Origin of the sequence: Vibrio porteresiae DSM 19223, assembly GCF_024347055.1 — a bacterium.
GTDB classification, from domain to species: domain Bacteria; phylum Pseudomonadota; class Gammaproteobacteria; order Enterobacterales; family Vibrionaceae; genus Vibrio; species Vibrio porteresiae.
Genome location: NZ_AP024895.1, coordinates 3,208,776 through 3,233,044 on the forward strand (window position 1 = coordinate 3,208,776; position 24,269 = coordinate 3,233,044).

24 protein-coding genes are annotated in these 24,269 nt (G+C 44.4%); 13 read left to right on the top strand and 11 right to left on the bottom strand.

Annotated features, from left to right (window positions below; translation table 11 throughout):
- The first annotated feature begins 28 nt into the window (after positions 1-28).
- Positions 29-478 (top strand): DNA polymerase III subunit chi, encoded by a 450-nt coding sequence (locus tag OCV11_RS14595; protein ID WP_261893729.1) that lies wholly within the window; start codon positions 29-31, stop codon positions 476-478.
- A 92-nt stretch (positions 479-570) separates the two neighbouring features.
- Positions 571-3,432, top strand: a complete 2,862-nt coding sequence (locus tag OCV11_RS14600; protein ID WP_261893731.1) for a valine--tRNA ligase — start codon at positions 571-573, stop codon at positions 3,430-3,432.
- A gap of 63 nt (positions 3,433-3,495) precedes the next feature.
- On the opposite strand, the gene OCV11_RS14605 is transcribed toward OCV11_RS14600, so the two are convergent.
- A complete protein-coding gene (locus OCV11_RS14605) occupies positions 3,496-4,458 on the bottom strand; it encodes a D-2-hydroxyacid dehydrogenase (RefSeq protein WP_261893733.1) in 963 nt (320 codons plus the stop codon).
- Positions 4,459-4,488: 30 nt separating this feature from the next.
- Positions 4,489-5,226, bottom strand: coding sequence for a bifunctional tRNA pseudouridine(32) synthase/23S rRNA pseudouridine(746) synthase RluA (rluA, locus tag OCV11_RS14610; protein WP_261896313.1), 738 nt, complete (start codon positions 5,224-5,226; stop codon positions 4,489-4,491).
- A gap of 354 nt (positions 5,227-5,580) precedes the next feature.
- Between rluA and OCV11_RS14615 the strand changes: the two genes are divergently transcribed.
- Positions 5,581-6,855, top strand: a complete 1,275-nt coding sequence (locus OCV11_RS14615; RefSeq protein ID WP_261893734.1) for an Nramp family divalent metal transporter — start codon at positions 5,581-5,583, stop codon at positions 6,853-6,855.
- A 63-nt stretch (positions 6,856-6,918) separates the two neighbouring features.
- On the opposite strand, the gene rapA is transcribed toward OCV11_RS14615, so the two are convergent.
- Positions 6,919-9,828, bottom strand: coding sequence for an RNA polymerase-associated protein RapA (gene rapA, locus OCV11_RS14620; protein ID WP_261893736.1), 2,910 nt, complete (start codon positions 9,826-9,828; stop codon positions 6,919-6,921).
- Positions 9,829-10,266: 438 nt separating this feature from the next.
- On the opposite strand from rapA, the gene OCV11_RS14625 reads away from it, so the two are divergent.
- The 5 genes from OCV11_RS14625 to OCV11_RS14645 all read left to right on the top strand — a co-directional run bounded on the left by OCV11_RS14625 (position 10,267) and on the right by OCV11_RS14645 (position 14,945).
- Positions 10,267-11,643 carry a PhoH family protein gene (locus tag OCV11_RS14625; RefSeq protein WP_261893737.1) on the top strand — a complete coding sequence of 459 codons (1,377 nt, stop codon included), beginning with the start codon at positions 10,267-10,269 and terminating at the stop codon, positions 11,641-11,643.
- A gap of 120 nt (positions 11,644-11,763) precedes the next feature.
- Positions 11,764-12,768, top strand: a complete 1,005-nt coding sequence (gene argF / locus OCV11_RS14630; protein WP_261893739.1) for an ornithine carbamoyltransferase — start codon at positions 11,764-11,766, stop codon at positions 12,766-12,768.
- Between the two features lie 264 nt (positions 12,769-13,032).
- A complete protein-coding gene (pyrB, locus tag OCV11_RS14635) occupies positions 13,033-13,962 on the top strand; it encodes an aspartate carbamoyltransferase (RefSeq protein ID WP_261893741.1) in 930 nt (309 codons plus the stop codon).
- 18 nt (positions 13,963-13,980) lie between these two features.
- The gene (pyrI, locus tag OCV11_RS14640; RefSeq protein WP_261893742.1) at positions 13,981-14,448 is read left to right on the top strand and encodes an aspartate carbamoyltransferase regulatory subunit; all 468 of its coding nucleotides are present in this window, start codon (positions 13,981-13,983) and stop codon (positions 14,446-14,448) included.
- A gap of 107 nt (positions 14,449-14,555) precedes the next feature.
- Positions 14,556-14,945, top strand: coding sequence for a RidA family protein (locus tag OCV11_RS14645; protein ID WP_261893743.1), 390 nt, complete (start codon positions 14,556-14,558; stop codon positions 14,943-14,945).
- A 64-nt stretch (positions 14,946-15,009) separates the two neighbouring features.
- On the opposite strand, the gene OCV11_RS14650 is transcribed toward OCV11_RS14645, so the two are convergent.
- The 8 genes from OCV11_RS14650 to mlaF form a co-directional block, all read right to left on the bottom strand.
- Entirely contained in the window at positions 15,010-15,735 is a 726-nt protein-coding gene (locus tag OCV11_RS14650; RefSeq protein WP_261893745.1) for a 1-acylglycerol-3-phosphate O-acyltransferase, read from the bottom strand.
- Positions 15,736-15,804: 69 nt separating this feature from the next.
- Positions 15,805-17,070: a UDP-N-acetylglucosamine 1-carboxyvinyltransferase gene (murA, locus tag OCV11_RS14655; RefSeq protein WP_261893746.1), complete on the bottom strand. Its 1,266-nt coding sequence runs from the start codon at positions 17,068-17,070 to the stop codon at positions 15,805-15,807.
- 9 nt (positions 17,071-17,079) lie between these two features.
- A complete protein-coding gene (gene ibaG, locus OCV11_RS14660; protein ID WP_261893747.1) occupies positions 17,080-17,334 on the bottom strand; it encodes a BolA family iron metabolism protein IbaG in 255 nt (84 codons plus the stop codon).
- Positions 17,327-17,656, bottom strand: coding sequence for an STAS domain-containing protein (locus OCV11_RS14665; RefSeq protein ID WP_261893749.1), 330 nt, complete (start codon positions 17,654-17,656; stop codon positions 17,327-17,329). The genes ibaG and OCV11_RS14665 overlap by 8 nt, the downstream gene beginning before the upstream one ends.
- The gene (gene mlaC / locus OCV11_RS14670; protein ID WP_261893750.1) at positions 17,653-18,291 is read right to left on the bottom strand and encodes a phospholipid-binding protein MlaC; all 639 of its coding nucleotides are present in this window, start codon (positions 18,289-18,291) and stop codon (positions 17,653-17,655) included. Before mlaC ends, OCV11_RS14665 begins: the two co-directional genes overlap by 4 nt.
- A complete protein-coding gene (gene mlaD, locus OCV11_RS14675) occupies positions 18,291-18,797 on the bottom strand; it encodes an outer membrane lipid asymmetry maintenance protein MlaD (RefSeq protein ID WP_261893752.1) in 507 nt (168 codons plus the stop codon). Before mlaD ends, mlaC begins: the two co-directional genes overlap by 1 nt.
- Positions 18,798-18,799: 2 nt before the next feature.
- Positions 18,800-19,591: a lipid asymmetry maintenance ABC transporter permease subunit MlaE gene (gene mlaE, locus OCV11_RS14680; protein ID WP_261893754.1), complete on the bottom strand. Its 792-nt coding sequence runs from the start codon at positions 19,589-19,591 to the stop codon at positions 18,800-18,802.
- Positions 19,575-20,384, bottom strand: a complete 810-nt coding sequence (gene mlaF, locus OCV11_RS14685; protein ID WP_261893755.1) for a phospholipid ABC transporter ATP-binding protein MlaF — start codon at positions 20,382-20,384, stop codon at positions 19,575-19,577. The genes mlaE and mlaF overlap by 17 nt, the downstream gene beginning before the upstream one ends.
- A 335-nt stretch (positions 20,385-20,719) precedes the next feature.
- Here mlaF and OCV11_RS14690 point away from each other — a divergent pair, with 335 nt between their 5' ends.
- From OCV11_RS14690 to lptA, 5 genes are read left to right on the top strand one after another with little or no spacing between them, the layout of a single operon-like run.
- The gene (locus OCV11_RS14690) at positions 20,720-21,685 is read left to right on the top strand and encodes a calcium/sodium antiporter (RefSeq protein WP_261893756.1); all 966 of its coding nucleotides are present in this window, start codon (positions 20,720-20,722) and stop codon (positions 21,683-21,685) included.
- A 13-nt stretch (positions 21,686-21,698) separates the two neighbouring features.
- Entirely contained in the window at positions 21,699-22,673 is a 975-nt protein-coding gene (gene kdsD, locus OCV11_RS14695) for an arabinose-5-phosphate isomerase KdsD (RefSeq protein ID WP_261893757.1), read from the top strand.
- On the top strand, positions 22,673-23,230 hold the full coding sequence (kdsC, locus tag OCV11_RS14700; protein WP_261893758.1) for a 3-deoxy-manno-octulosonate-8-phosphatase KdsC: 558 nt from the start codon (positions 22,673-22,675) through the stop codon (positions 23,228-23,230). Before kdsD ends, kdsC begins: the two co-directional genes overlap by 1 nt.
- Positions 23,227-23,790, top strand: a complete 564-nt coding sequence (gene lptC / locus OCV11_RS14705) for an LPS export ABC transporter periplasmic protein LptC (protein WP_261893759.1) — start codon at positions 23,227-23,229, stop codon at positions 23,788-23,790. Before kdsC ends, lptC begins: the two co-directional genes overlap by 4 nt.
- Positions 23,771-24,268, top strand: coding sequence for a lipopolysaccharide transport periplasmic protein LptA (lptA, locus tag OCV11_RS14710; protein ID WP_261893761.1), 498 nt, complete (start codon positions 23,771-23,773; stop codon positions 24,266-24,268). The genes lptC and lptA overlap by 20 nt, the downstream gene beginning before the upstream one ends.
- Position 24,269: the final 1 nt, after the last annotated feature.

Sequence of the window (24,269 nt, forward strand, 5' to 3'; positions counted from 1 at the left end):
TTTTCATTTGCAGTAAAGGTATCGCGTTATGCCAATGGCCACTTTCTACATTGTGAGCGAGTCATCTCCTCAAGCTGAACCCTCCGGGTTTGAACAATACGTGGTATTTTTGACACAACACTTTGCTCAGCAAGGTGCCAAGGTTTACTTACAGTGCCAAGACAAGCTCCACGCCGAACACTTTGCTGAGCTGTTTTGGCAGGTCGATGCGCACCAATTTATTGCGCATAACCTAGTGGGAGAAGGACCTAAATATGGCACTCACATTGAGATAGGAGACCAAGGAATAAAAGCGTCATATCATCGCCAATTAGCAATAAATTTGGCGGATAATCAGACAACCTTTGCGCAGAACTTCGCTGAAGTGATAGACTTCGTTCCTTGTGAAGAAAATGCGAAGCAACGAGCTCGAGAACGATATAAACTCTATCGGCAAGCAGGGTATCAACTGCAGACTATCGAGATTCAATATCCGTAACAGTTCATCCTTATAGTTAAGCTCTCTTTGCCAGAGAACTCACTTATGAAGATTGACTGAATTAACCATCAAAGTATCCATTTAAGAGCACTATGGAAAAGACATACAACCCAACATCTATCGAACAAGATCTGTATAAGACTTGGGAAGAACAAGGCTACTTTAAGCCTCACGGTGACACAACTAAGCCTGCTTACAGCATCGTGATTCCGCCACCAAACGTCACTGGTAGCCTACATATGGGTCACGCCTTCCAAGACACCATCATGGATACTCTGATCCGTTGTCAGCGTATGAAAGGCAACAACACTTTGTGGCAAGTGGGTACTGACCACGCGGGTATCGCAACCCAAATGGTGGTAGAACGTAAAATTGCTGCTGAAGAAGAAAAAACCAAACACGACTACGGTCGCGATGCTTTCATCGACAAAATTTGGGAATGGAAAGCAGAGTCAGGCGGTAACATCACTCGTCAGCTTCGTCGTCTAGGCGCATCTGTTGACTGGGATCGCGAACGCTTCACTATGGATGAAGGTTTCTCAAACGCAGTTCAAGAAGTCTTCGTACGTCTATTCAAAGAAGACCTGATCTACCGTGGTAAACGTCTAGTTAACTGGGATCCAAAACTGCACACTGCGATCTCTGACCTAGAAGTTGAAAACAAAGAATCTAAAGGCCATATGTGGCACTTCCGCTACCCACTAGCGGATGGCGTAAAAACAGCTGATGGCAAAGACTACATCGTTGTTGCAACCACTCGTCCAGAAACCATGCTTGGCGATACTGGTGTTGCAGTTAACCCAGAAGATCCACGTTACAAAGATCTGATTGGTAAAGAAATTCTTCTGCCTATCATTGATCGTCGCATTCCAATCTTGGGTGACGAACACGCAGATATGGATAAAGGTACTGGTTGTGTAAAAATCACTCCAGCACACGACTTTAACGACTACGAAGTAGGTAAACGTCACAACCTACCGATGATCAACATCTTTACTCTAGATGCGAACATTCGTAACGCTGCAGAAGTCTTCACGACTAAAGGTGAGCCAAGCGACGTTTACGCAACTGACATCCCAGAGCGTTTCCAAGGTATGGAACGTTTTGCAGCACGTAAAGCGATCGTAGCGGAATTTGAACAACTGGGTCTTCTAGTTGAAATCAAAGATCACGATTTAACTATCCCTTACGGCGACCGTGGTGGCGTAGTTATCGAACCAATGCTAACTGACCAATGGTATGTACGTACTGCAACTCTTGCAGAACCTGCAATCAAAGCGGTTGAAGATGGCGATATCCAATTCGTACCACAACAATACGAAAACATGTACTTCTCTTGGATGCGTGACATTCAAGACTGGTGTATCTCTCGTCAACTTTGGTGGGGTCACCGCATCCCTGCATGGTACGACGCAGAAGGTAATGTTTACGTAGGTCGTAGCGAAGAAGAAGTTCGTCAAGAAAACGACCTGTCAGCAGACGTTGCACTACGTCAAGACGACGACGTTCTTGATACTTGGTTCTCTTCTGCACTGTGGACTTTCGGTACTCAAGGCTGGCCAGAACAGACACCTGATCTTGCAACCTTCCACCCAACTGACGTGTTGGTAACAGGTTTCGACATCATCTTCTTCTGGGTTGCTCGTATGATCATGATGACCATGCACTTCATCAAAGATGAAGACGGCAAACCACAAGTTCCTTTCAAAACCGTTTACGTAACCGGTCTAATCCGTGATGAAAACGGCGACAAAATGTCGAAATCGAAAGGTAACGTACTTGACCCAATCGACATGATTGACGGTATCGATCTTGAGTCTCTAGTGACTAAACGTACTGGCAACATGATGCAGCCACAGTTGGCAGCGAAGATTGAGAAGAACACCCGTAAAACGTTTGAAAACGGTATCGAAGCCTACGGTACAGACGCACTACGTTTCACTCTTGCAGCAATGGCATCAACTGGTCGTGATATCAACTGGGATATGAAACGTCTAGAAGGTTACCGTAACTTCTGTAACAAACTATGGAACGCTAGCCGTTACGTACTAATGAACACAGAAGAGCAAGATTGTGGCTTTGCTGCAGGTGCTGAACTTGAGTACTCACTAGCCGACAAATGGATTGAATCTCAGTTTGAATTGGCAGCAAAAACGTTCAACGAACATATCGACAACTTCCGTCTAGATATGGCTGCGAACACGCTATACGAATTCATCTGGAACCAATTCTGTGACTGGTACCTAGAGCTAACTAAACCGGTTCTATGGAAAGGTACAGAAGCTCAGCAACGTGCTACTCGCCGTACACTGATCACTGTTCTAGAGAAAACACTTCGCCTAGCACACCCAGTGATCCCATACATCACTGAAACTATCTGGCAAAGCATCAAGCCACTAGTAGACGGTGTGTCTGGTGAAACCATCATGCTGCAAGCACTGCCTCAATTCGATGCATCTAACGTTCATCAAGATGCACTAGACGATATCGAGTGGGTGAAAGCGTTCATTACATGTATTCGTAACCTACGTGCTGAGTACGACATTAACCCTGGTAAACCACTAGAAGTGATGTTGAAAGCGGCTAATGATGTTGACGCAAACCGTCTAGAAACCTGTAAGCAAGTACTTGTTTCTCTGGCAAAACTAGAAAGCGTACGCGTCATTACTGATGGCGAAACTCTACCAGCATGTGCAACAGCACTTGTAGCGAAATCTGAACTGCTTATCCCAATGGCAGGCTTGATCGACAAAGATGCTGAACTTGACCGTCTAGCGAAAGAGATCACCAAAACTCAAGGTGAAATCAAACGTATCGAAGGCAAACTAGGTAACGAAGGTTTCGTGGCAAAAGCACCTGAAGCGGTTATCGCAAAAGAACGCGATAAGCTAGCTGGTTACCAAGACGCATTGGTGAAACTAGAAGAGCAAAAAGTGACTATCGCAGCGCTTTAATTCTCTTACTTAGAATGATAAAAGGCAGCCGAGGCTGCCTTTTTTATTCGCTAGTATTTTGTGTTACACCACGCGGTTTTGCTCTTTGCCTTGCAAAAAGGCATCGATATTATCGATAAGGATTTCAGCCAAACGGGTAATGGCGGAATCACTGCCCCATGCCACATGGGGTGTTAAAATCAAATTCGGCAAATCTGCATTAGCAATCAATGGATTACTTTTATCAGCAGGCTCTTGAGTGAACACGTCTACACCGGCCCCTGCAATCTCTCCGCTTTTCAGAGCATCCACTAACGCGGACTCTTCCACCAAGCCACCACGCCCAGCATTGATTAAAATCGCTGAGGATTTCATGAGAGCCAACTCATGCTTATCAATCAGATTGCGGGTTTGTTCACTTAAAGGGCAGTTTAGTGAAACCACATCAGCTTCAGCCAACACTTGCTCAAATGGCACATAGCCAGAACGACACTCCGTCTTACCCTTATGTTCAGCAAACAAGACGTTCATTCCCAATGCTTTTGCTACTAACGCCAATGATTGCCCCAGCACACCACCACCGATAATACCCAACGTTGAGCCAGCAATATCACCAATGGGATGAGTAAAGAAACAGAACTGATTATTGCGCTGCCACTCCCCTGCCATTATGTCTTGGTGATAACCACGCAAATTACGGCGCAAGGCAAACATCATAGCAATAACATGCTCTGGTACAGACTTAGTGGCGTAACCTTGAATATTGGCAACCGCAATTCCATGCTCACGACAGTAGTCAATATCCACATTATTAAAGCCTGTGGCAGAAACAGCGATCAATTTGAGATCAGGAAGTTGAGACAAAATAGTCTTGTCGAGTACGACCTTATTCGTAATCAGCACTTGAGCGTCTTGGCTACGAGCTAAGGTTTGATCTGGGCGAGTAAAATCATACTCGCGCCAGTTATGTTCACAAGAAATGGAAGGAACAACGATCTGTTCAGGAATCGTTGCTCGATCTAAAAAGACTACGGTGGGTTTCGCCATACTTATCTCCTTGTATGCCACCCACTGTCACTAAGGTCGGGGTAGCTTTTTATAATCCGGTAGCTTACGTTCAGGATCGAAATGCTCAAAAATCTCTTCCTTGGCTTCAGGATAAAAATCGCAAGGAACAAATACTGAACGCAGCCAGTTACTGCGTGGATGATAGAAACTCAATTCTGCAGCATGCAGTTGTAGACGATCAGAAAAGTCGATGGCCTCCTGATGAGCATAAAACTCATCGCCCACGATAGGGTGACCAATTGCTAGCATGTGAACACGCAATTGATGAGAACGTCCCGTTACCGGCAGTAGGCGCACTACTGATGTCTTTTCTTCTCTTTTCACTACTTGATAAAGCGTTTTAGATGGTTTGCCATCTTCAAAACACACTTTCTGTTTCGGGCGATTTGGCCAATCACAAATCAAAGGCAGATCAATCTCTCCCTCATCTTGCTCTGGATGTCCCCAAACACGCGCGTAATAAATCTTATGAGTTAAGCGATATTGAAACTGCTTTTTTAATGCTGCTTCCGTGTATTTGTCTTTCGCCAAAATCATCAATCCCGATGTCGACATGTCCAAACGGTGGACAACTTGCACATCAGGATAACGCTCAGCTAAACGACTCCACATGCTGTCATGGTGTTCTTCCAGACGGCCAGGGACAGACAATAACCCTGACGGCTTATTGACTGCAACAATGTAATTATCTTCGTACACCACCTCGATCCAAGGGTCAACTGGTGGATGGTACTCCGTCATCGCCATGATTATTTCGCTCTTATCACTCAAAAACGCGGCATTATATACCGAAATCACTTGCCTGGGCAGAGGCATGATTATCGCCGTTACGGACACTCTTCACTTGCTGGCTTTGAACCACTAGTGCCTTTGTTTTTCATAAACTCTTGCCTAAAAGCAGCTATTCATATTGCCTTTCATTACTCCATAAGCATAAAACACCAACAGTAAATTATTTTTAGCACGTGCGTAAATAATGATTGACACTTTTACACCTTATGATATCAATCGTAACTCTTGACAAGAAAAAGAAGCCAATAAATTGGCCATTTTTATTCATTTATCACTGCATAGCAAAGTACAACGCTGAAAGGAATTACCATGGAAAATGCCGTTCCATACTCAGAGCAAAATACACGCTCTCTTAGCCAATTAGTAAAATCATTAGGTCCAGGAATCATGATGGCGGCAGCAGCTGTCGGTGGTTCACACCTTGTGGCATCAACACAGGCTGGGGCCATTTACGGTTGGCAACTAGCTTCCCTAATACTGTTAGTTAACCTACTGAAATATCCATTTTTTCGATGCGGTGTTCAATACACGCTAGGTACTGGTGAAAGCTTAGTTGAAGGGTATTCCAAACTTGGCAGGCCTTATCTGTGGCTATTCTTTGCTCTAACCTCTATCTCGGCAGTGGTCAGTACCGCCGCTCTATTACTTTTTAGTGCTAGCCTACTTAGCTATTTCATTCCCTTTCAGTTATCAATACATGTACTGAGTGTAGTAACACTGATTACCTGTTTGGCCATTTTATTTGCTGGTCAGTACAAGGCGTTAGATGCCTTATCTAAGATCATTATGGCGCTACTCACCATCTCCACTTTATTGGCATTGGCTTTCGCTGTTTTTGGAAGTACTCCAACGCCATCCAATGCTATCAGCACAGATTCCCCTTGGACTCTCGCAGCCATTGGTTTTATCGTTGTGACCATGGGATGGATGCCTGCACCAATTGAAGTCACTAGCCTGAGCTCAATGTGGCTAAAAAGCCAAAGCAAGCACACTTCAGTCACCGCTCAATCGGCGCTATTCGATTTCAACGTGGGCTATATTGGCACTGCACTTCTCGCTGTTGTTTTCTTGGCTCTTGGTGCGTTAGTACTGCATGGAACAGGCACAAAAGTAGCGATGTCTGGCGCGGGCTTTACTGATCAGTTAATCGGCATTTACGCATCTACTATTGGGGAATGGTCTCGCTACCTGATTGCTATCATCGCTTTCTTCTGTATTTTTGGCAGTACCATTACCGTTCTTGATGGATACTGCCGAGTGATCGCTGAGTCACAACGCTTACTTAAAAATCAGTCAGAACAAAGTTCCAAAGTCTTCCTTAATTGGATGATTATTGTGTCGGTGCTCTCTTTAGGGATTATTTTCTTCTGGGCATCTGCTTTGCTACCCATGCTAAACTTTGCAATGATCATGGCATTTGTTACGACGCCTATTTATGCCTTGCTCAACTACATATTGGTGACACGAACACCTTTACCTAGTGCGCTGAAAATGGGGCCTAAACTCAAAGCTCTATCGATCGTCGGATTGATCTACCTTTTTGGTTTCCTAGCCCTATTCATTTGGTGGAAATGGTTGATGTAACCAACATTCTGCACATAAAAAAGGCTTTCCAATGGAAAGCCTTTTTTCATCTATTTCAGTTTGTTAGTTATGAGAAACTACGATAAGACGTAGAGAATCTAACTGACACTGAGCGCGACCAATAAAGTCTGTTAATTCAGAAATCTGCTCTTGCAACACTGAGATTTCCTCGTCACGAATGTTCGGGTTCACTGCTTTCAGTGCCAACATGCGTTCCAATTCACCGTTAAGTTGCTGCTCCATCTCTTGTTGCGCTTTAGCACGGATGCCTGCAATTTGCGCTTCAACAATAGGTGTTCCAGCTTCAATCAAATCATGTACTTGAGTCTGCACCGAACTCACCAATTTACTTGCCAAGTGACGGTTTACAGGGCTGAGCTGACGGTTAAATCCTTCAAATTCAACCTGAGCTGAGAGATCGTTTCCTTTACCATCAAGCAGGATACGGATTGGTGTTGGCGGTAGGAAGCGACTGATGCCACTACGTTTTGGTGCTTGCGCATCCACGACGTAAACCAGTTCAATTAACATGGTTCCTACAGGTAACGCTTTGTTTTTAAGTAGAGACACAGCAGACGTGCCCACGCCTTCACTCATTAACAAATCGATACCACCTTGGATCATTGGGTGTTCCCAAGTGATCAACTGAACATCTTCGCGTGCTAAAGCGGTGTCACGATCAAAGGTAACGGTCGAACCTTCATGACCTAAACCAGGATAACTTGCCACCATCATATGTTCTGAAGGAGTCAATACAATCGCATTGTCACCACGATCATCTTGGTTTAAACCGACTGTATCAAATAGGCTGATTGCGAAGGTAACAAGATTGGTATCACCATCGGTTGCCGCAATCTGCTGAGCTATCTCTTGCGCTTTGTCGCCGCCATTGGAATGCATTTCTAACAAGCGGTCACGACCTTGCTCCATTTGAGCTTTCAAAACTTGGTTTAATTGCTGAGATTCTTTAATGATCTCGTCCAAACCTTCTTCTGAAACGCTCGCAAGAAGCGCAATTAAGCTTTCAGCACAGCGGTCATAAATGGTACGACCGGCAGGGCATGTCTCTGCAAAAGCATTCAAACCTTCATGGAACCAACGCGCCAAAATCTCTTGCGCCGTACCTTTTAGGTAAGGAACATGGATATCAATATCTTGGGTTTGACCAATACGATCCAAACGACCAATACGTTGCTCCAGCAAATCTGGGTTGAATGGCAAATCAAACATCACCAGTTGGTTAGCAAACTGGAAGTTACGACCTTCAGAACCGATTTCACTACAGATCAGAACCTGAGCACCACCCTCTTCCTGCGCAAAATAAGCTGCGGCTTTATCGCGTTCAAGAATGGACATGCCTTCATGGAATACGGTCGCGCGAATACCTTCACGCTCACGTAGCGCTTGCTCTAATTGCAGAGCGGTACTTGCGCGCGAGGCGATCACTAGAATTTTTTCACCCCGTTTTTCTTTGATCTTGTCTAATAACCAGTTAACACGCGAGTCAAATTGCCACCAGCTTGATTCTTCCCCTTCGAATTCTTGGAAAATCTCTTCAGGGTAAAGCATCTTCATTGCGCGAGCTTCAGGACTCAGCTTGCCACCGATCATACCGGCAACACGCATTGACGTTTCATACTGAGATGGAATATCCATCGGCAGTAAATGAACGTGACGTACAGGAAATCCTTTCACACCAGCACGAGTGTTACGGAACAATACGCGACCAGTGCCATGGCGATCCATCAAGTTAGTGATCAGCTCTTGGCGCGCGGATGCTTTTTCTTCATCACTTGCCTTGCTTTCAAGCACCTTAAAGATAGGTTCAACATCTTGCTCACCTAACAGATCAGCGATGTCATTTTTCTCTTCATCAGTCAAAGGATGACCAGACAGTAAACTTGTCACCGCATTGGCGACGGGGGCGTACTTATCTTCTTCTTCAACGAAGGCTTCGTAATCATAAAAACGGTCTGAATCGAGCAAACGCAGACGAGCAAAGTGGCTTTCACGACCTAGCTGCTCAGGCGTTGCCGTGAGCAGTAACACACCCGGAGTTTGCTCAGCTAACGCTTCTACCACTTGGTATTCACGGCTCGGTTTTTCTTGGCTCCACTCGAGGTGGTGTGCTTCGTCGACAACCAGCAGATCCCAGTCAGCCTCAAGCGCCTGATCAAGGCGACGGCGACTTTTACGTAAGAAATCGAGAGAACAAAGAACAAATTGTTGGGTATCAAATGGGTTGTCTGCTTCAGCAAAGGCTTCGACACAACGCTCTTCATCAAAGATAGAGAAGTGCAAATTGAAACGACGCAGCATTTCAACTAGCCATTGATGTTGAAGCGTTTCTGGTACCACAATCAAAATGCGCTCAGCACGGCCAGATAACACTTGCTGGTGAATGATCATGCCAGCTTCAATGGTTTTACCTAAACCAACTTCATCGGCAAGCAAAACTCGAGGGGCGTGACGACGTCCTACTTCATGAGCGATGTACAATTGGTGAGGAATCAATCCTGCGCGCATACCACACAGGCCGCGCATTGGGCTCTTTTGTTGCTGAAACTGGTTTTTCAGCGCGCGATAACGCAACACAAAGTTATCCATGCGGTCGATTTGACCAGCAAACAACTTGTCTTGCGGCTTGTTAAAACGGATTTGATGGCTCAAAAAGATTTCACGTAAAGCAATACCTTGCTCTTGAGTATCCTGACGAGAACCTTGATAAGTCAGAACACCCTGTTCTTCAATGACTTCTTCAACTTTTAAAGACCAACCTTCCTGGCTATCTACTACATCTCCAACATTAAAGGCAACTCGTGTAACAGGAGCATCATGTCGTGCATACACACGATTTTCCTCTGATGCGGCAAACATCAAAGTCACTGTGCGTGCATCGAGTGCTACCACTGTACCTAAACCTAAATCGCTTTCTGTATCGCTTATCCAGCGTTGCCCCAAAGCAAAAGTCATGAATCGACTACCTCTTTAATTTGGATTGGATATAAATTTGCGTCATTGAACTACGGCTGCGAGGACTAATTATGACGTGTCCTGAACCGCTGTGCAGAAAAGGTCGATAATCTTACTCGAAGGCGTGATATAGGTCACGAGCAAACACCGAGAATTCCTGCCTTTTTTCTCCTTTTTAACGATTCGTTACTCGCTTGACATAAAACGGTAAAACAGCAGTGGCATTTCTATCATGGTTGCTATACTGATCTTGTACAAGCATGCATCTTTACTTAACAAAGTTGGCATAGAGCCTGCTTGTCAGACAGTGAAGTATCAAAATGAGTTTGCAGACCGTCGACCAGTGATCGAACGCCTGCCAAAAGCGTAAGAACACTCTAGACAAATATGCAAACTTCCTTTGCATAGCAAGCTACTCACCGTAGCAAGGAGACGCTTATGGGCGATACCGATCGCAAACTGTTTGTACTGGACACTAATATCCTGCTTCATGAACCTCAAGCCATCTACTCCTTCAAAGAACATGATGTAGTCATCCCCATGACTGTCCTAGAAGAACTTGACCGAATCAAAGACAGTAAACGCGACGTCGCCAGAGACGCACGAGTCGCCATCCGAGCACTCGAAAATATCTTCCATGATGCCACTCCAGACGAGATAACTGAGGGCATTCCATTTAGCCAAAACATCAACGCAACCGGCTCAATTTCGATACTTGCGGACTACGAACTGGTCGATACTTTCCGCGCCTTTACCGACAAGGAAGGCGATAACCGCATCCTGAACGCGGTTCTGTATTTGCAAAACAAACGCGCACCTCGCGCCGTGGTTCTCGTCACCAAAGACATCAATATGCGTTTAAGAGCCAAAGGAGCTGGCGTCTTATACGTAGAAGACTATCGCACTGACCAGTTAATTGATGATGTGCAATACCTAACCAAAGGTTTTCAATTGCGACCGGGAGCGTTTTGGGATTCAGTTGACGAAGTTGAAAGTCACACCGCCGATGGCAAAACCTTCCATACCTTAGCTCGCGAACCGTTTGAACCTACCTACCTAAACCAATACGTCATTGATGAAGACAGCGATTTTGCTGCCCGCGTAGAGCGCATTAATGGCGATAGCATCACCCTCCGAGACTTAAGTCGAGAACGAATGATGCATCGTAAAGCATGGGACGTGACACCAAAGAACATCTATCAAGCGATGGCCTTTGATGCCCTGCTTGACCCCAATATTGACCTCGTCATTCTGACAGGTGCAGCTGGTAGCGGTAAGACCTTATTGGCCATGGCGGCGGCGTTAGAATTAACGGTAGAGAAAAACATGTTCGATAAGATCATTGTGACTCGTAATACGCCAGATATTGGCGAGTCCATCGGTTTTCTACCAGGTACTGAAGAAGAGAAAATGATGCCTTGGCTCGCTGCGGTGACAGATACGCTTGAAGCACTGCATAAACATGACCACTGTACCGAAGGTTCACTCAAATACATTTGTGATAAAGCCAATATCCAGTTCAAATCGATCAACTTTATGCGTGGTCGTTCCATTCAAAATGCCTTTGTACTACTGGACGAATGCCAGAACTTAACGGCATCACAAATCAAAACCATCATTACCCGTTGTGGTGAAGGCACCAAAATCGTGTGCTCTGGTAACCTAGCGCAAATCGACTCCCACTATCTCACCCCTGTTACATCAGGGCTAACTTACATGGTGGAACGTTTTAAAAACTTCGAAGGCAGCGCCAATATTCACCTCAATGGCGTGGTACGTAGTCGCTTAGCTGAATACGCCGAAGAGAATTTATAAGCAAAAAGAGCGAGATATTATCTACATATCTCGCTTTATTTTAAAATAACTATTCACTTTTGTAGCATTTGTATGTTTAACTAGCCATATCAGTTATCGAGCTTTCATTAGGACCGAGATATGGCATTCAACTTACGTAACCGCAACTTTTTAAAACTGCTGGATTTCACCCCAAAAGAAATCCACTTTTTACTCGATCTCTCTGCTCAGTTAAAAAAAGCCAAATACACTGGCACTGAACAGAAAACCTTATTGGGTAAAAACATCGCGTTGATTTTTGAGAAATCCTCCACTCGTACTCGATGTGCATTTGAAGTAGCGGCTCACGATCAAGGTGCTCATGTCTCTTACATTGGTCCATCAGGTTCACAAATCGGCCATAAGGAATCGATGAAAGATACCGCCCGCGTACTCGGTCGTATGTACGACGGCATTCAATATCGCGGCTACGGTCAAGAGATTGTCGAAGAGTTGGGTAAATATGCAGGTGTACCCGTGTGGAACGGCTTAACTGACGAATTTCACCCAACCCAAATCCTCGCCGATTTTCTCACTATGCTTGAGCATGGTCGTGGTAAACAACTGAATGAAATCTCGTTTGCTTACCTTGGCGATGCACGCAATAACATGGGGAACTCTCTCATGGTCGGCGCAGCACAAATGGGGATGGACATCCGTCTGGTTGCACCAAAAGCATTCTGGCCAGCACCTGAGTTGGTGCAAGAGTGCCAAGAGATCGCCGTAAAAAGTGGTGCAAAAATCACTCTGACAGAAAATGTGAGTGAGGGTGTCAAAGGTTGTGATTTCCTTTATACCGATGTGTGGGTTTCCATGGGTGAAGCTCCTGAAGCTTGGGATGAGCGTGTTGCACTGATGAAACCCTATCAAGTGAATATGGATGTGATTAAAGCAACGCAAAATCCGAACGTCAAATTCATGCACTGCTTACCTGCATTTCATGATGACGAAACCGTCGTAGGTAAACAAATTGCTGAAAAATATGGCATGAAAGGTTTAGAGGTCACTGACGAAGTGTTTGAATCTGACTACTCGATTGTCTTTGATGAAGCCGAAAACCGTATGCATACAATTAAAGCGGTCATGGTGGCGACGTTAGGCCTATAATTGCTTGTGCGCCAAACAGCATAAAATCCCTAAAATCATGTGATGTAATCGCTTGCACTCACCAACTTTAGGGGTATAATGCCGAGCAATTTGTCTAAGGGGTAGCCAATGAAATTCACGCTCTCTGCACTCAGTGCACCAGTTAATTTCGGTAAGTATCATTGCTTACGTGGCATTATTTTTCCCCTTAATGATCACTAATTTTGAAGCCTCCCAGATCGGGGGGCTTTTTTATGGCTGTTAGAAAAGATAGGGATAAAGATCATGGCGAACTCGCTGTACAAAAAACACATCATCTCCATTTCTGAATTGTCACGTGCAGAGTTGGAATTGATTGTTGAAACTGCTGGCCAATTAAAAGCTCAGCCAAATCCTGACCTGATTAAGAACAAGGTTGTGGCAAGTTGTTTCTTTGAACCATCAACGCGTACTCGTTTGTCATTTGAAACAGCGATTCAGCGCATTGGTGGCAGTGTGATCGGTTTTGATAACGGTGGTAATACTTCTTTAGCGAAAAAAGGCGAAACCTTATCAGACTCAGTACAAGTTATCTCCAACTATGTTGATGCATTTGTTATGCGTCACCCTCAAGATGGTGCCGCTCGTCTAGCTTCTGAATTCTCACATGGTGTACCTGTGATTAACGCTGGTGATGGCTCAAACCAACACCCATCACAAACCTTGCTTGATCTGTTTACCATCTACGAAACCCAAGGTCGCTTAGACAACATCAATATCGCCTTTGTCGGGGATTTGAAATACGGTCGTACCGTACACTCTCTTACTCAAGCACTGTCTAAATTCAATAACATCCGCTTCTTCTTCGTTGCTCCAGATGCACTTGCGATGCCTGACTATATCTGCGAAGAACTTGATGATGCTGGTATTGAATACAGCCTGCACAGTGATATGGAAAGTGTGATTCCTGAATTGGATATTCTCTATATGACTCGCGTACAAAAAGAACGTTTCGACGAATCTGAATACGCTCACTTGAAATCAGCTTACATCTTAACGGCTGCTCACCTAGAAAATGCTCGTGAAAACATGAAAGTGTTACACCCACTTCCTCGCGTTGATGAGATCACGACTGACGTCGACAAAACACCACACGCTTACTTTTTCCAACAAGCAGGTAACGGTGTTTACGCTCGTGAAGCACTACTAGCGCTCGTTTTGAACGAGTCATTATAAGAAGAGGAGATGTGAACCATGATTAAAGAAAACAAACTGCAAGTAGAAGCAATTAAAAACGGTACAGTGATTGACCACATCCCAGCCAAAGTGGGCATTAAAGTTCTTAAACTGTTTGATATGCATAATTCAAATCAAAAAGTGACCATAGGTTTGAATCTTCCCTCTTCTGCTCTCGGTTCAAAAGATTTGCTCAAGATCGAAAACGTGTTTATCACTGAAGAGCAAGCAAGTAAATTGGCACTCTACGCACCACATGCCACAGTGAACCGCATCGAAAACTACGAAGTGGTGAAAAAGCTACCGCTTGAGTTACCACATAAAATCAACAATGTGTTCTCTTGCCCAAACAGCAACTGTATTTCTCACTCAGAACCGGTCGAAAGCAGTTTCACCATCAGTGAAAAAGGCCAAGATATTCGTTTGAAATGTAAATACTGCGAAAAAGTCTTTTCACGCGACATCGTTACTGAACGCGACGCATAAAAATTAAAGAGCCAATCACGGTAAATGTCGCGGTTGAGCTCTTTACCTTAGATGACTTTGAAGGCACACTGAATGCTTGTATTTCAGTAACTAATGGAACAGTAACAATGACTAAAGTTTTACACACGGACTCAGCTCCAGCAGCAATTGGCCCATATGTTCAAGGTGTTGATCTTGGCAACATGGTAATGACTTCAGGACAAATCCCAGTTAACCCAGCAACAGGTGAAGTACCTGCAGAGATCGCAGCTCAAGCTCGTCAATCTCTAGACAACGTAAAAGCCGTTGTCGAAGCCTCTGGCCTAAGTGTAAGCGACATTGTGAAAATGACCGTATTCGTGAAAGACCTAAATGATTTCGCGACAGTGAACGAAGTGTACGGAAAATTCTTTGATGAACACAAAGTGGCTAATTACCCAGCTCGCTCTTGTGTTGAAGTAGCTCGTCTACCAAAAGATGTTGGCATCGAAATCGAAGCGATTGCAGTACGCAAATAAGCATCTGATATTCATTAAAAAAGGGTTGCGCATGCAACCCTTTTTATCGACTAAATCTTAGTGATTAGCGTTTATTCAATTCCTGAACTTCCGCATCCAATTCTGCTAATTTATCTTTCATCAAGTCATGGCACTGAGAAGCCAACTGACGAACATTTTCTTTACCGTAACCTTCAGTGCTGATCATAGGTAAGATCTCAACAATCACATGCCCGTTATTCCAGCGGTTTAATTTAAGTTTATCGGTAGAGCTACATACGATCGGTGCAACAGGAACGCCCGCACTGATGGCAGCATGAAAAGCACCTGTTTTAAAAGGCAACAAACCACGACCACGTGAACGAGTCCCTTCAGGGAACATCCATACCGAGACTTTGCTGTTCTTAATGCTTTTAACAACCTGATCAATCGTACCTTTTGCTTTCGCTTTATTAGCACGGTCAATCAGAATATTGCCCGATAGCCAGTAAAGCTGACCAAACAGCGGCAACCATGCCAAGCTCTTCTTACCAACAGTAACCACATTCGGTGTGACTGCTTTTGATACAGTAAACATATCCCAGTTGCTTTGGTGGTTAGCAATATAGATAGCTTGACCACGTTGATAGACATCTTCCGGTACACGAAATACCAGTTTGATACCGAAAATCGGTGCCATCGCAGCGAACAAACGACCAAAGGTAAATACATGTTTTGGGTTACGAGGTGATAACAGACAGTAAGCACAACCAAAGACAAACATGACGATAGCAAATAACGCCACAACAATTACACGAACAAGTGCGATCATCGAATTCTCCAAAGGAGCTAGAATAAAAAAGCCGAAACGCTCCGTTTCGGCCAGTTAATGAGAGAGAGTTTAACTTGCTTCTCTTATACGCTCAATATTTGCGCCGAGTGCAGACAGTTTATCTTCTATCTTTTCATAGCCTCGGTCGATATGGTAGATGCGATCAACGATGGTTTCACCTTTCGCAATGCAGCCAGCAATCACCAAACTTGCCGAAGCACGTAAGTCGGTTGCCATAACTTGAGCACCACTTAAACGCTCTACATCACCACAAATAACGGTGTTACCTTCAATCTCCGCTTTTGCTCCCATACGCATCAGTTCAGGAACGTGCATAAAACGGTTTTCAAAAATGGTTTCAGTGATAACACCACTGCCTTTCGCAATCATATTCAGCAAAGTGAATTGAGCTTGCATGTCGGTAGGAAAACCTGGGTGAGGCGCAGTACGCACAGAAACCGCTTTAAGTTCACGACCTGTCATATCCAAACTGATCCAATCTGGACCTGTCTCGATTTTAGCCCCCGCTTCTTCAAGCTTCGCCAATACGGCTTCGAGTAGATGCGAGTCGGTTTTACGACACACAATCTTACCTTTAGACACAGCAGCAGCCACTAAGAACGTACCGGTTTCAATACGATCGGGAACCACGGCGTGTTTACCACCACCAAGACGTTCAACGCCTTCAATAGTAATAGTATCCGTACCCGCACCTGTAATCTTGGCACCAAGCTCATTAAGAAATGCAGCAGTATCAACGATTTCAGGCTCACGAGCCGCGTTATCCAACACGGTTTTGCCTTCAGCTAACGTGGCAGCACACATGATAGTAATGGTCGCGCCAACAGACACTTTATCCATCACAATGTGAGCACCTTGCAAACGACCGTTCACTTCTGCTTTCACATAGCCATCTTCTAGAGTAATGGTTGCGCCCAGTTGCTCTAAACCATGGATATGTAAATCAACTGGTCGCGCACCGATAGCACAGCCACCAGGTAGCGATACCTGACCTTGACCAAAACGTGCTACCAATGGACCTAAAGCCCAAATCGATGCACGCATGGTTTTCACCAAATCGTACGGCGCACAATATTGGTTAATCTGGCTAGGATCAACGTGAACAGAACCATTACGCTCTACTTTTGCGCCAAGACGTTTAAGCAGCTCCATCGTTGTATCGATGTCACGTAGATGAGGAACGTTCGCAACTTCAACAGCCTCTTCAGCCAAAATTGAGGCAAACAAAATAGGCAGTGCAGCATTTTTTGCACCGGAGATCGTCACTTCACCTTGAAGAGGTGTGGTGGAACCAATAACTCGAAACTTTTCCATTAACAAACCTTACAGCGACATCAGTTTCTTATCGCGAGCCCACTCATCCGGGGTGTATGCCTTAATGGACAGAGCGTGAATATCATTGCGCTGAATGTACTCCATTAATGGAGCGTAAATCAGTTGCTGTTTTTTCACGCGGCTCATTCCATCAAAACACATATCGACGGCAATCACTTCATAGTGACTCCCCTCGCCCTTCACGTGAATCTCCTGAAGATTGAGTGCTTGTTCTAATATCTGTTTTACTTGTGAGCTATCCACAAATCACCCCTGCTGAATTCTCGATGTGTTGAGCCATCATTTGATCAATGTTGCTCAGTTGAAACAGTGTGCGCAGTTGTTCTGGCACAGAATCCAGCATTATATGACAGTTTTGTCGTTTTGCATGCTCAATTAAGTGAATTAACATCACCATTCCTGCCGAATCGATGCGTTCAACCTCGGCTAAAGAGACGTTTAGCTTAGTCTCTTCGGGATGCCACTGGCTTAAATAACGCCACAACTCAGGAACAGTATCTCTATCAAGAGCACCGCTCAACTTAGCTTGTTGAGCGGATACGTTTTGCCATTGGGGATGACTCATTTGGACTGACTCTCAAAATGAATCGGTTGGTTAGCCAAGTCTTGTAGATCTTTCGCCACAGCAAGAATACCCTCGCGACGAATTTTTCCACTCCACTCAGACTGCTTACTCGACAGCAGGCTTACACCCTCTGCGACCATATCGTAAGCACGCCATTCACCGGTTTTTTCTTTACGTAATTTAAATTCTAAATGGATATCGGGACGTGGTGCATCCACGATATTCACTTTGACACTTGTGATGCGACGGTCTGCATCGAGATCCGTTTCTGGTGCAAACGAAAGCTGTTGATCGGTATATTGAGTCAACACTTGCGCGTAGTTTGTCACAAGATATTCACGAAACGCCTTAATAAACGCTTCAACATCTTCATGTTTTGCACCGCGTAGGTTAGGACCAAGCAGTTTCAATGCAGCATATTTATCATTCACATACGGCATCAACTCTTCTTCTACGATTTGACGTAGATATTGAGGATCCTTATGAATTTTGGGTTGCTCGTTTTTAAGGCGATTAAAGGCCTGTTCCGCAACCTGCTTCATCATACTATAAGGCTGAGTTTGATCTATTTCCTGAGAATAAACCGCCCAAGAGAGCACTAAACTCAATACGAGAACGAAGTACCGCTTAAACATTATTTCTCCTCAGTTTTACTAGTATCTTTGTCGCCTTTATCACCAACGCCATATAGGAATTGACCAATCAAATCCTCAAGCACTAAAGCCGACTTAGTATCTTCAATGCGATCGCCATTTTTCAGCATAGTCCCTTCATCTTCATAAACAAAACCAGGGACTAAACCAATGTACTGCTCGCCAATCAGACCAGAAGTCAAAATCTGTGCACTAGAAGTATCTGGGAATTGGTTGTATTGCTCATCAATTTCCAAGGTAACCAGTGGCAACATGTTTTGTTTATCTAGTGAGATAGCAGACACACGACCGATAACCACACCACCCACTTTTACTGGTGAGCGTACTTTCAAGGTGCCAATGTTATCGAACTCAGCAGTCAGAGTGTAAGTATCGTTGGATCCAATGCTTTTCACGTCAGCGACTTGAAAAATCATCACTAGGATTGCGCAAATTCCTGCCAAAACAAAACAGCCAACCCCTAATTCTAATTTTTTCGTTTGTTGCATGATTAATTCCCAAACATCAATGCAGTAAGTACAAAATCCAACCCTAAAACAGCAAGAGAAGAATGCACTACAGTTTTCGTTGTGGCTCGGCTAATCCCTTCCGAAGTAGGAATCGCGTCATAACCATTAAACAGCGCAATCCAAGTGACGGTAATCGCGAAGATCACACATTTAATTACACTGTTACCAATATCTTTACCTAATTCAACTGAAGCTTGCATAGTTGACCAGAAACTACCTTGGTCGATGCCTTTCCAGTCAACACCCACAAGTTGACCGCCCCAAATACCCACGGCCATGAAAATCATCGCGAGTACAGGAAGGGAAATCAAACCAGCATAAAAACGTGGGGCAACGACTCGTTTAAGTGGGTCCACCGCCATCATTTCTAAGCTGGAGATCTGTTCAGTCGCTTTCATCAAGCCGATTTCAGCAGTCAACGCAGAGCCCGCACGACCAGCAAACAGCAGCGCTGTTACTACCGGACCAAGCTCACGCAACAAAGAAAGCGCCACCATTTGGCCTAAACTCGCTTCTGCGCCGTAATCAACCAAAATGACGTAACCTTGTAGGCTAAGTACCATGCCAATAAACAGGCCAGAAACAACGATGATGGCAAGCGATTGGACACCAACGCTATAAAGCTGTTTGAGTAGCAAAGGAAAATGTTTAATCGGCTGAGGTCGACCGCTAAGCGCGCCAATCAGCATCAAAGTGGATCGGCCAAGTGACTCACAGACGGATAAAGCTCGCCGTCCTAGATTACTGACCCATTGCTCAATGTTCGTTAACATCAAATAAGTCCTTCTCTATCGGCTGAGCTGGGAAACGAAATGGCACTGGGCCATCGGCTTTACCCTGTAAGAATTGCTGAACACGAGGATCAGATTGCAGTGATAACTGTTTTGGTGTGCCCTGGGCAATGACTTTGCCATCAGCCAGTAAGTAAACCCAGTCAGCGATACTCATCACTTCAGGTACATCGTGAGAGACAACAACCGAAGTTAAACCTAACGCTTGATTCAAATTATGAATCAACTGCACCAACACCCCCATGGTGATTGGGTCTTGACCAACAAAAGGTTCATCGTACAAAACGAGTTCAGGGTCGAGAGCAATCGCCCGAGCTAGTGCAGCGCGGCGCGCCATCCCCCCGGACAATTCACTAGGCATCAGTGATGCTGCACCACGCAGCCCAACCGCTTCCAGTTTCAATAGTACTAGTGTGCGAATCAAAGATTCATCTAGTTGAGTATGTTCCCGAAGCGGAAAAGCAACGTTGTCAAAAACGTTAAGATCAGTAAACAAAGCACCAGATTGAAATAGCATGCTCATTTTCTTACGAGCTTGATATAGCTGGCTTCGCTTTAACGCTGGGATATTCTCGCCATCAAACCAAATTTCTCCACTTTCAGGGAGCAGTTGTCCACCGATCAAGCGCAAAAGTGTCGTCTTACCAATTCCTGAAGGTCCCATAATGGCGGTAACCTTCCCTTTAGGTACTTGTAAACTGACGTTATCAAAAATTTTGCGTCCAGAACGGGAAAAACTCAGATTTTTGATGGTGACTAAGTCATTATCAGACATGTTCGTAGTTCGCCCTTTGGCTTCCTCATCCAGAAGAATGAGCAATCATAAGCAGATTAGTGTAAAATATAAAGCGCCGTACAATTACAACAGAGATAGAAGCTTTTTTTGTCAAAAGGTTCAAAAATTATTGCACATTCTGTTGTAACAGGGCTGGTTATATGAACCATGATGACACGTTAAAATTTTCAACACCAAGCATAAATTGATCCAGCTAAGAGAATTGTCTCTTAAAATGGAACAATAAATGAGATAATCGTCTTCCCTTTTAGTGACCTAAGCGTCAAAATTACCCATTTTATGTTCCACGATTATCAACAAAGTCAGGATTATTCATGTTTGAAGCAGTTGGATTGCTCGTTATCGGTCTTATCCTACTCGTATGGAGTGCCGATAAACTAGTCTATGGGTCTGCGGCTATTGCCCGAAATTTTGGAATCTCACCACTGGTCATAGGCATGACCATTTTGGCGATGGGATCGTCCGCGCCAGAAATGATGGTCTCTGCCACTGCGGCATTGAGTGATAAAACCGATACAGCTGTCGGTAACGTCCTCGGTTCAAATATCGCTAACATTGCTTTAATTCTTGGGATTACCGCCTTAATTAAACCACTGTCAATCAGTTCTGCCGTACTGCGTCGTGAATTGCCATTGATGATCGCAGTGACCGTACTAGCAGGCTTTCTTCTACGAGATAATCATCTGGGCTTTGGCGAAGGCGTACTGCTTTTCGCTCTTTTCGGCGTTTTTATTCTTGGCATGCTGCATATCAGTCGCATGGAGAAAAAACGTGGCGATAACCTTTTAGATGAACACGAATCGGAAATTCCTGATGATGTGCCCAATCGTAACGCACTATTTTGGCTGGTATTTGGCTTAGTTCTTCTACCGGTTTCAGCAGATTTGCTGGTTGATAACGCAGTGATCATCGCGAAGTACTTCGGCATGAGTGATTTGGTTATCGGCTTAACCATTATCGCGATTGGCACTAGTCTACCTGAATTGGCTGCCTCTCTTGCCGGTGCCTTGAAAGGTGAAGATGATATGGCTGTCGGCAATATCATCGGTTCCAACGTATTTAATATTTTGGCTGTGATGGGCATTCCGGGCATCTTAAATCCATCTTATTTGAGCGAACACGCCATGAGTCGCGATTTTTGGGTGCTATTAGGTGTATCACTGCTGCTCGTGGTGATGGCATTAGGCAAATCACGTAGCATTAATCGAATTGAAGGCGCGATTCTATTTATCGTTTTTCTTGCCTATCAAAGTTATCTGTTCATGAACATGAGTGCGTAGTGGGGAGTGAACCATGTTGTCTGGCTTTAACTATCAAAAAGCAGCAAAACAAGTATTAGCCACCGAAATCGAAGGCTTACAACAATTAGACCAGTACTTTAACGACGACTTTACTCAAGCGTGTGACCTTATTTTGAATAACACCACAGGGAAAGTGATTGTAATGGGGATGGGCAAATCCGGCCATATTGGTCGTAAAATTGCTGCCACATTAGCCAGTACAGGGACTTCTGCTTTTTTTGTTCATCCAGGCGAAGCCGCTCATGGTGATCTTGGCATGATCACCTCTCAAGACATTGTATTGGCCATTTCTAACTCTGGTGAATCATCGGAAATCGTATCGCTCTTTCCGGTGATGAAACGCCTCAACATTCGCATCATTAGTATGACAGGTAAACCTGAGTCAACTATGGCAAAACTCGCTGACGTGCATCTGCAAATCAGTGTTCCCCAAGAAGCATGCCCGCTTGGTTTAGCACCGACGTCCAGCACGACTGCAACATTGGTCATGGGAGATGCCATCGCAATTGCTCTACTTCAAGCGCGCGGTTTTACTTCTGAAGATTTTGCCCTTTCTCACCCTGGCGGTGCTTTAGGACGAAAGTTGTTGCTTAAGCTGAGCGATATCATGCATTGCAAAGATGAGCTGCCAATGGTCAAACCCAGTGCTTTGATTCGTGATGCGCTGCTTGAAATCAGCCAAAAAGGTCTAGGCATGACCGCTATTGTGGATGACAAACGTAATTTAATCGGTATCTTTACCGATGGCGATTTACGTCGCATCCTCGACAAACGAATTGATATTCACACCGCATCTATTGATACGGTGATGACGAAAAACCCAACAGTTGCCTCACCCAAAATGCTTGCGGTTGAAGGCGTCAACTTGATGCAAGCCAAACGAATTAATGGTCTGATGTTAGTTGATGATGGGAAATTGGTAGGTGCATTAAACATGCATGATTTATTAAAAGCGGGAGTGATGTAATGACTCAGCAAGTAGACACATTGTACGGCTCAGTCGACGCCCGTATTTTGGAAATCGCGAAAAATATTAAATTGCTTATCTGCGATGTAGATGGCGTATTTTCCGATGGCCTTGTATACATGGGCAATAACGGTGAAGAATTAAAAACTTTCCATACTCGTGACGGTTACGGGGTGAAAAGTTTAATGAATGCAGGCATTGAGATTGCCATCATCACAGGTCGCCAATCGCAAATCGTCACAAATCGAATGAACGCTTTGGGTATAAAACTTGTCTACCAAGGACAAGATGACAAAGTAAAAGCTTATCAGGATATTTGCCAAAAATTGGCGATTGACCCGGAGCACACTGGTTATATTGGTGATGATTTAATTGATTGGCCTGTGATGGAAAAAGTGGGATTACAAGTTTGCGTAGCAGATGGACACCCTTTACTTGCGCGTCGCGCTAACTATGTTACCCAAACCAAAGGGGGTCATGGTGCAGTACGCGAAGTGTGCGATTTGATCCTCCAGGCACGAGATGAACTCGATGTGCATAAAGGCCTGAGTATATGAGTGTTTCCCGAATCATATACGTGATTCTGTTTTTTATTGCTTCTTGGTCCCTTTACTACTTAATGGACAAAGAAAACAAACCTGATATTCAAGTAGCTCCGAATACTGAGTTACCTATGTTTAGCGGCAATAACCTCAATAATGTTTCTTATAACAATTTAGGGGTGCGCAGCTACGTTATTGAATCGAGCCATTTGGAGTATTACGCCCAAAGTGGCGATACCCACTTCCAAAGTCCGATTTTGAAAGTGTATCAGGATGGAACAACCCAAGAGTGGGAAATTACCGCCGATAGAGCTGTTTTATCGAAGAAGCAAGTACTTACCTTGTACGATAACGTCACGGCAAAAAACTTGTTCAAAGATTCAGGTTTTAGCAAAATGACAACCAAACAACTCAGTATCAAGTTGGATTCCCGTGATTTTTGGGCAGATACACCAGTGGATCTATACGGTCCTCAGTTTGAAACACACGGTCAGGCGATGAAAGGTAATTTTGCTGACAACTCGGCTGTCCTTTATAAACACGTTCAAGGTAGATATGAGAATTTCACACCTTAGTCTATTGGCTTGCCTACTGGTAAGTGGACAAACATTGGCCCTATCGACAGATAGTCAGCAGCCAGTGTACATTGACTCAGATAGTCAACAACTGGATATGAAGAGCAACCGCGTAACCTTTTTGGGCGATGTAAAACTCAAACAAGGCAGCATCAATATCAATGCAGATAAGCTGATTGTGATACGTAATGAAGCTACTGGAAAAATTCAGGATATTGAAGGCTTTGGTAAATTAGCGACTTTCTCCCAGTTGACGGATGAGGGTAAGACCCTTTACGGTGAAGCAGAACAACTGTTTTACAAAATGGCCGATGATGAGCTAATCATGATCGATAAAGCCATGCTGGCACAGGATGACAGTGAGATCCGCGGTAAGAAGATCCGCTATAAGATCTCTTTGCAAAAACTGATCGCAGACAGTAATGGTGAAGGACGAGTATCTACCGTTCTACAACCTCAAACGATACAGCAGAAGTAAC